The 6,208-nt window shown below is 70.2% G+C and carries 5 protein-coding genes; all 5 read right to left on the bottom strand.

Annotated elements, in window-relative coordinates; all coding sequences use genetic code 11:
- Nucleotides 1-59 precede the first annotated feature (59 nt).
- Nucleotides 60-1,829 carry a trehalase family glycosidase gene (locus tag ABZ016_RS28115; protein ID WP_356919484.1) on the bottom strand — a complete coding sequence of 590 codons (1,770 nt, stop codon included), beginning with the start codon at nucleotides 1,827-1,829 and terminating at the stop codon, nucleotides 60-62.
- Between the two features lie 72 nt (nucleotides 1,830-1,901).
- Complete coding sequence (locus tag ABZ016_RS28110) at nucleotides 1,902-2,726, bottom strand: carbohydrate ABC transporter permease (protein ID WP_356919483.1); 825 nt, start codon at nucleotides 2,724-2,726, stop codon at nucleotides 1,902-1,904.
- A complete protein-coding gene (locus ABZ016_RS28105; RefSeq protein WP_356919482.1) occupies nucleotides 2,723-3,712 on the bottom strand; it encodes a sugar ABC transporter permease in 990 nt (329 codons plus the stop codon). The genes ABZ016_RS28110 and ABZ016_RS28105 overlap by 4 nt, the downstream gene beginning before the upstream one ends.
- Nucleotides 3,713-3,732: 20 nt before the next feature.
- Nucleotides 3,733-4,980 (bottom strand): extracellular solute-binding protein, encoded by a 1,248-nt coding sequence (locus tag ABZ016_RS28100; RefSeq protein WP_356919481.1) that lies wholly within the window; start codon nucleotides 4,978-4,980, stop codon nucleotides 3,733-3,735.
- Between the two features lie 152 nt (nucleotides 4,981-5,132).
- On the bottom strand, nucleotides 5,133-6,155 hold the full coding sequence (locus ABZ016_RS28095) for a LacI family DNA-binding transcriptional regulator (RefSeq protein ID WP_356919480.1): 1,023 nt from the start codon (nucleotides 6,153-6,155) through the stop codon (nucleotides 5,133-5,135).
- Nucleotides 6,156-6,208 lie beyond the last annotated feature (53 nt).

The following is a 6,208-nucleotide window of genomic DNA, read 5'->3' as shown; positions in this document are numbered from 1 at the left end:
GGGCGCGGCGGAGCGTGCTGTAGCGGGCCTCGTACTCCTGGCACAGCTGTTCGCCCGACTCACGCCACGACGTCGGCGCTGGAGGCGGCCGGTCGGTGGCCGTCTCGCTCGGCGTGCGCCGCCGCGAGGAGGAGGTAGCTGCCGGCGGTCCAGGTGTAGGCCCGGTCACGCAGGCCCGTTCCGGTGAGGGCGTCGAAGTTCTCGGCGAAGCCGTGGGTCTCGCACAGGGCGCGGAAGCGGGCGCTGATGTCGTCGGCCAGCCGCTGGTGGCCGGCGCGGCGCAGACCGTCCTCGACGAGGACCGTGGCGGGGGCCCAGATCGGGCCGCGCCAGTAACCGTCGGCGAGGTAGTGCGGTGAGGTGGGCAGTTCGGTGGCCAGGCCGTACGGGGTGAGGTGGGCCTTGATGTGGTCGGCCAGCGCGCTGCTGATCTCGCCGGGCAGGTACTCGCCCAGCGCGATGGGCATCAGGTCGAGGAGGCTTGCGCTGCTCCAGGTGTTGCCGGTGGCGACCGACCGCGCGACGAACCGGTCGCCCCGCCAGAGCTGGTCGAGCAGCGCGCTCTGTGTCTCCACGGCTGCTGCCGTCCAGTGCCGCGCCGCATCCTGCTTTCCCAACTCCCCTGCCATCCGGGCGAGTTCACGCAGCTGGAGGACGAGGAAGGCCGCCAGGTCGGCGGTGACGACCACGCGCTCGGGGTCGAAGGTGGTGGCGTTGTCCCAGCCGCTGTCATTGCCGTGCTGGTAATGGGGCAGTTCGGCGCCGGGGGCCCGTCGCGCGGTGAGCCAGAAGGCGGTCCAGCGTTCCAACAGGTCGTAGATTTCGGCCAGTTGACCCTCTGCGGGAGGTGCCGGCAGGAGGCGGCGCAGGTGACCGAAGGCCCAGCCGTGGATGGGCGGCTTGACGAAGTTGTACAGGACCTCGGAGTGGGTGACCGAGTCGGGCAGGGCGCCGCTGTCGTCCTGGTGGTCGAAGGGCAGGGCGAACTGGTCCAGGGCCAGTTCGGGACAACCGGGTGCCAGGGCGAGGGCGTTGAAACAGTGGTCCCAGCTCCAGACCTTGTCCATCCAGTGCTTGGACATCAGCACGGCGGGCCGGGTGACCAGCCCCGCCGGCCGTACGGTCGCCGACCAGACGACGTAGGCGGCGAGTTCCGCGGCCGGTGTGGCGGACGAACGCCAGGGGGCCACCGCGTCGACGAAGTCGGCGAACGCACGCCGTGCGGACTCCACGACGCCGTCGAAGGTCGCCGAGGACGCGTACGGCGGGCGGGCCGTGTCGAGTTCGTCGATCGCGATCTCCCAGGCCCCGTCCCCGTCCGCGGTCACGGCGACACCGCGGCCGGCGCTGCCCAGGGCCTGCGCCCCGGCCACCTCGGCGGGGGTGCCGGACAGTACGGTGACGCGGTAGCGGCGCCCGGTCTCGTACGACGTGAAGACGTGCCCGCCGGCCGCCGGGTCGTGGAAGAAGTACGTGCCGCTGAACGGGGTCAGCGCCTGCGCGGCGGCGAAGACGCCGAAGCCCAGGCCGCTCCCCCGCAGCCGTACGGTGTCCGGCGACTCGTAGGCGAGGTCGACGCGCCCGCTCTCGCCGATCCAGCTGAGCAGGCCCGGTGTCGCCTCGACGTGGGTCTCGGCGCGGTCGCCCTTCGCCGTGTTCAGGGGGACCAGGCGCAGGACGCCGTGCATGCCGTTCTGGTGCGAGACGAGGTGGAGGTCCTCGGCGTACGTCTTCTCCGCCACCACGGGCGAGATGTCGAACCAGGATCCGTAGGTGCTGAACGGGATGTCGCGGACGGAGAAGGCCGGGCCTGATCGGGCGGCGGTCATGTGGCGTGACTCGTTTCTGGAGCAGGGGAGCGGACGACCCACACTGGTCGGTCGTTCTGCGGGGTCAGGTGCTCAGTCCTTGACGGCACCGGCGGTCACGCCGGCGGCTACGTAGCGCTGGGCGAGGACGAGGATCACCGCGGCCGGCAGCGAGGCCACGACGGCGGTCGCCATGATGGCGTTCCACTGCTGGTTGTTGTTGCCGATGTAGTGGTAGATGCCGAGCGTGATCGGCTCGTGTGCGCCGCCGTTGGCCAGGGTGCTGGCGAAGACGAAGTCGGACCAGGACCACAGGAACGCGAACAGTGACACCGTGACGACGGCGTTGCGGCTCATCGGCAGTACGACGGACCAGAAGGTGCGCAGGGCCCTCGCTCCGTCCATCTGCGCTGCTTGGAGCAGTTCGCCGGGGATGCCGGACATGAACGCCGTGAAGATCAGGACCGCGAACGGGACGGCCAGGGTCGAGTCGGCGACGATCAGGCCGGGCACGGACTGGAGCAGCCCGAGTTGCAGGTAGATGGCGTAGAAGCCCATCGCCATGATGATGCCGGGGATCATCTGCGCGGCCAGCAGGAGGAAGCTCAGGATGCCGCCGCCGCGCGGGCGCAGCTTGGCCAGGGCGTAGCCGGCTGGGGCGGACAGGAGCACGGTGAGCAGGACGGTGCCCAGGCCGATGACCAGGCTGGTGGCGAGGTAGGGCAGCTGCTCGTCGAGGACGGTGCGGTAGCCGGCCAGGGTGCCGTGCAGCGGCAGCAGGTCCGGGGGGCTCTTGCGCATGTCCTGGTCGCGGGTGAGCGACACGTTGATCATCCAGTAGACCGGGAAGAGCATGATCCCGGTCAGCACGACGCCGATCGTGGTCTTCACCCGGGTACGCCTGCGTGTGCGGCTCATGAGAGGGCCTGCTTTCTCTGTACGCGGACGTAGACCAGGCCGAAGACCAGGGCGGCGACCACGAGCAGGTTGCCGACGGCGGCACCCGGGCCGAAGGCGGGAAGGAGGTTGCCGAAGCCGAGTTGGTAGGACCAGGTGGCGAGGGTGGTGGAGGAGTCGGCCGGACCTCCCTTGGTCATGATCCAGATGATGTCGAAGACCTTGAGTGTGTAGACCAGCCCGAGGAGCAGGGTGATCGCGGACACCGGGCGCAACAGCGGGAAGGTGACGCTCCAGAAACGGCGCCAGGCGCCCGCCCCGTCCAGCGCGGCGGCCTCGTACAGGCCGGCCGGGATGGACTGCAGGCCGCTGTAGAGGACGACCAGGTTGAACGGGACGCCGATCCAGATGTTCGCGATGATCACTGAGGTCAGCGACCAGGACGGCGAGGTCAGCCAGTTCACGGAGTCGATGCCGACGGCGTGCAGGGCGGCGTTGACGATGCCGGAGTCGGTGTTGAGCATCCACGACCAGGTGGAGGCCGAGACGATCAGCGGCAGCAGCCAGGGGACGAGGAACAGGGCGCGCAGGGTGGCCGAGAGCCGGAAGTGCTGGTTGAAGAAGACCGCGAGGGCGAGCCCGATGGCGTACTGGAAGACCAGGCACACGGCGGTGAAGAGCGCGGTGTGCAGCAGGGCCGGGGCGAAGGTCGGGTTGTCGAAGACCGTGCGGTAGTTCGCCAGGCCCGTGAACGGCGCGTCGCCCTGGACGAAGGAGCGGACGGTGTAGTCGCGCAGGCTCAGGTCGAGGTTGCGGTACAGCGGATACGCGTAGAAGAGGGCGAGGTAGACGGTCACCGGGGCGAGGAATCCCCAGGCGGCCCACTGGGTGGAGGTGGGCCGGCGGCGACGCTTCCTGCCGCGGGGCCGGGGCGGGGCTGTGGTGTGCTCCGCCTCGCCCCGGACGCGCTCGGACCGGTGGTCCGGCAGCTCTGTCGTGTGGTTCATCAACGACCCTCGTGGTCCGGTTACTTGACGGCGGACTGGGCCTCGGACAGCGCGTCCTCGGGCGACTTGGAGCCGCTGAGGGCGGCCTGGACGGCCTTCCACATCTGCTCGGAGATCTTGGGGTACTTGGTGCCCAGGTCGTCACTGGTGCGGCCCTTGGCGGTCTTGACGGCGTCGACCCACGGCTTCAGGTCGGGCTTCGCGGCCACCTGCTTGTCCTGGACCTCGCTGGTGGGGGCCACGTAGGACAGGGTGGTGTCGGTGTTGTAGAGGTTGTCGCCGCTGGTCAGGCAGGTCACCAGCTTCTTGGTGGTGGCGTAGCGGGCGGAGTCCTTCTGGATGGGGACGGTCACGAACTCGCCGCCGGTAGGGGCCGCGGCGTTGCCGCCGGTGGCGCCCGGGATGGGCAGTACCCCGTAGTCGAAGCCCGCCTTCTCGGCGCCCGCGAGCTGCCAGGTGCCGTTCTCCGCGAACGCGTAGTCGCCGCCGGTGAACTCCTGCCAGCTGGTGGTCTGGGTGTTGTTGAGGACCGAGTTGGGGGCGTAGCCCTTCTTCAGCCAGTTCTTCCACAGGGAGAGCGCCGACACGGCCTGGGCGGAGTCGAGTTCGGTCAGCTTCGCGCCCGAGCCCCAGAACCAGGGCAGGAACTGGAAACTGCCCTCCTCGGTGCCGATCGCCGAGAAGGTGATGCCCTTCTTGCCGGCCTTCTTGACCTTGGCCAGCGCCGCCGTCAGCGTGTTCCAGTCCTTGACCGAGGCGATGTCCACGCCGGCCTTCTTCAGCACGTCCTTGTTGTAGTAGAGAGCCAGGGTGTTGGCGCCGATGGGCGTGCCGTAGGTCTTGCCGGCCGACTGGCCGGCCGCGAGCAGGTTGGGGTCGATCTTCGAGGTGTTCAGACCGGTGTCGTCGGTGGTGGTGAGCACGCCCGCCTCGGCCAGCGTCGACACCACCGGGTTGTCGACGATCAGGACGTCCGGGGAGTTGCCCTGCTGCGCCGCCAGCAGCGTCTTGTTGCCCAGGTCGCTGGTGTCGAAGCCGGTCCGCTTGATCTTCACTCCGGCCTTGGTGCCGCACTGGTCCAGCAGCTTCGCCCAGGCCGACGTCTTGTCGAACTGCGGGTACGGGTCCCAGACGGTGTACGTACCGCTGCCGGCGCCGTTGCTGTCGCTGCTGCCCGAGCCCGAGGAGCAGGCGGTGGCGGCCACGGCCACGGCCAGGGCGGTCACGGCCGCGGCGGTCAGACGGCGCTGTCTGGAGGTGCTGTTCATGGCGACGGTTTCCTTTGTTCCGGGCGTGCGGCTGCCGAGGCACGGGGTGGTCGGGACAGGCGGGCACGGCGAACGGCGATGTCGGGCGGTTCGGGCGTCCGTGAGGTGAAGCGGATGACGCAGGCGAAGGGGGACTACGCGGGTTCGTCGGGTCAGGGCGCGGTACCGGTCCCGGCGGGGCCGGTGCTGGCGCGCAGGGAGATCGGCGGGACGAGGAGGTGGTGCCGGGGCGGTGCGTCGGGGTGGTCGAGCCGCTCCACCAGCAGGTCGACGGCGCGCCGGCCCAGTTCCTCCGCCGGTACGTCGGCGGCGGTGAGCTGCGGGGTGACCGTCTCGGCCCAGCGACTGGCGACGGCCCCGGTGACGGAGAAGTCGCGTGGTACGTGGCGGCCCGCCCGGGCGAGCCCACGGTAGAGACCGCCCAGCGCGGCCTCGTTCAGCGTGACCAGACCGGTGGTGGCCGGCTCGTCGTGCAGGATCTTTTCCAGGCAGGCCTGCCCGGATGCCGCGTCGTCCCCGCAGCAGTACGTCCGCACGGTCAGCCCCCGCTCGGCCGCGGCCTTCGTGAAGCCGTCCAGGCCGCGGTGCGCGGACTCGTACCCGGCCCGCAGGAGTTGCTCGGGGCGGTTGACGAAGGCGACCTTGCGGTGGCCGAGGTCGGCCAGGTGGTGGACGCAGGCCGCGGCGAGCGCGGTGTGGTCCAGGCCGACCCACCAGCTGCCCTCCGGGTGGGCGGTACGGCCGATGGCGACGAAGGGGAAGCCCAGCTCGGCCAGGTGGTCGGCCCGGTCGTCCTCGAGCCTGATCTCCATCAGGATCGTGCCGTCGACCCGCCGCTCCCCCAGCAGCCGCTGGAACGAACGGTCGCTGTCCACACCGCTCGGTGAGAGCAGGACGTCGTAGTCGTGGGCCGCGGCGGCCTCGACGACACTGCCGATGAAGTCCAGCTGCATGCCGGTGTAGTGGTTGCCGGCCGGCGGGAAGACCAGCCCGATGGTGTTGGTCCGGCCGTTGGCGAGAGCGCGCGCGCTGGCGTTCGGGCGGTAGCCCAGCTCGTCGATGACCCGCTGGATCTTCCGTCGGGTCTCGTCCGAGACCGGGCGCTTGCCGCTCAGCGCGTAGGACACGGTGCTCCGCGAGACACCGGCCCGGCGGGCGATCTCACCGATGTTCACGGGTGGCTCCTTCGTCGAACCGGTTCGCTTGCGACCGGTCGTCGAACCGGTTC

The sequence above is a fragment of the Streptomyces sp. NPDC006372 genome (assembly GCF_040612515.1).
Taxonomy (GTDB): domain Bacteria; phylum Actinomycetota; class Actinomycetes; order Streptomycetales; family Streptomycetaceae; genus Streptomyces.
The sequence above is the reverse complement of the archived record's forward strand: the minus strand, read 5'-3'. Positions and strand labels throughout refer to the sequence as shown.

Excerpts from the sequence above, each read along its gene's own strand:
- ABZ016_RS28100 (WP_356919481.1), bottom strand. The coding sequence starts at position 4,980 with ATGAACAGCACCTCCAGACAGCGCCGTCTGACCGCCGCGGCCGTGACC.
- ABZ016_RS28110 (WP_356919483.1), bottom strand. The coding sequence starts at position 2,726 with ATGAGCCGCACACGCAGGCGTACCCGGGTGAAGACCACGATCGGCGTC.
- ABZ016_RS28105 (WP_356919482.1), bottom strand. The coding sequence starts at position 3,712 with ATGAACCACACGACAGAGCTGCCGGACCACCGGTCCGAGCGCGTCCGG.
- ABZ016_RS28115 (WP_356919484.1), bottom strand. The coding sequence starts at position 1,829 with ATGACCGCCGCCCGATCAGGCCCGGCCTTCTCCGTCCGCGACATCCCG.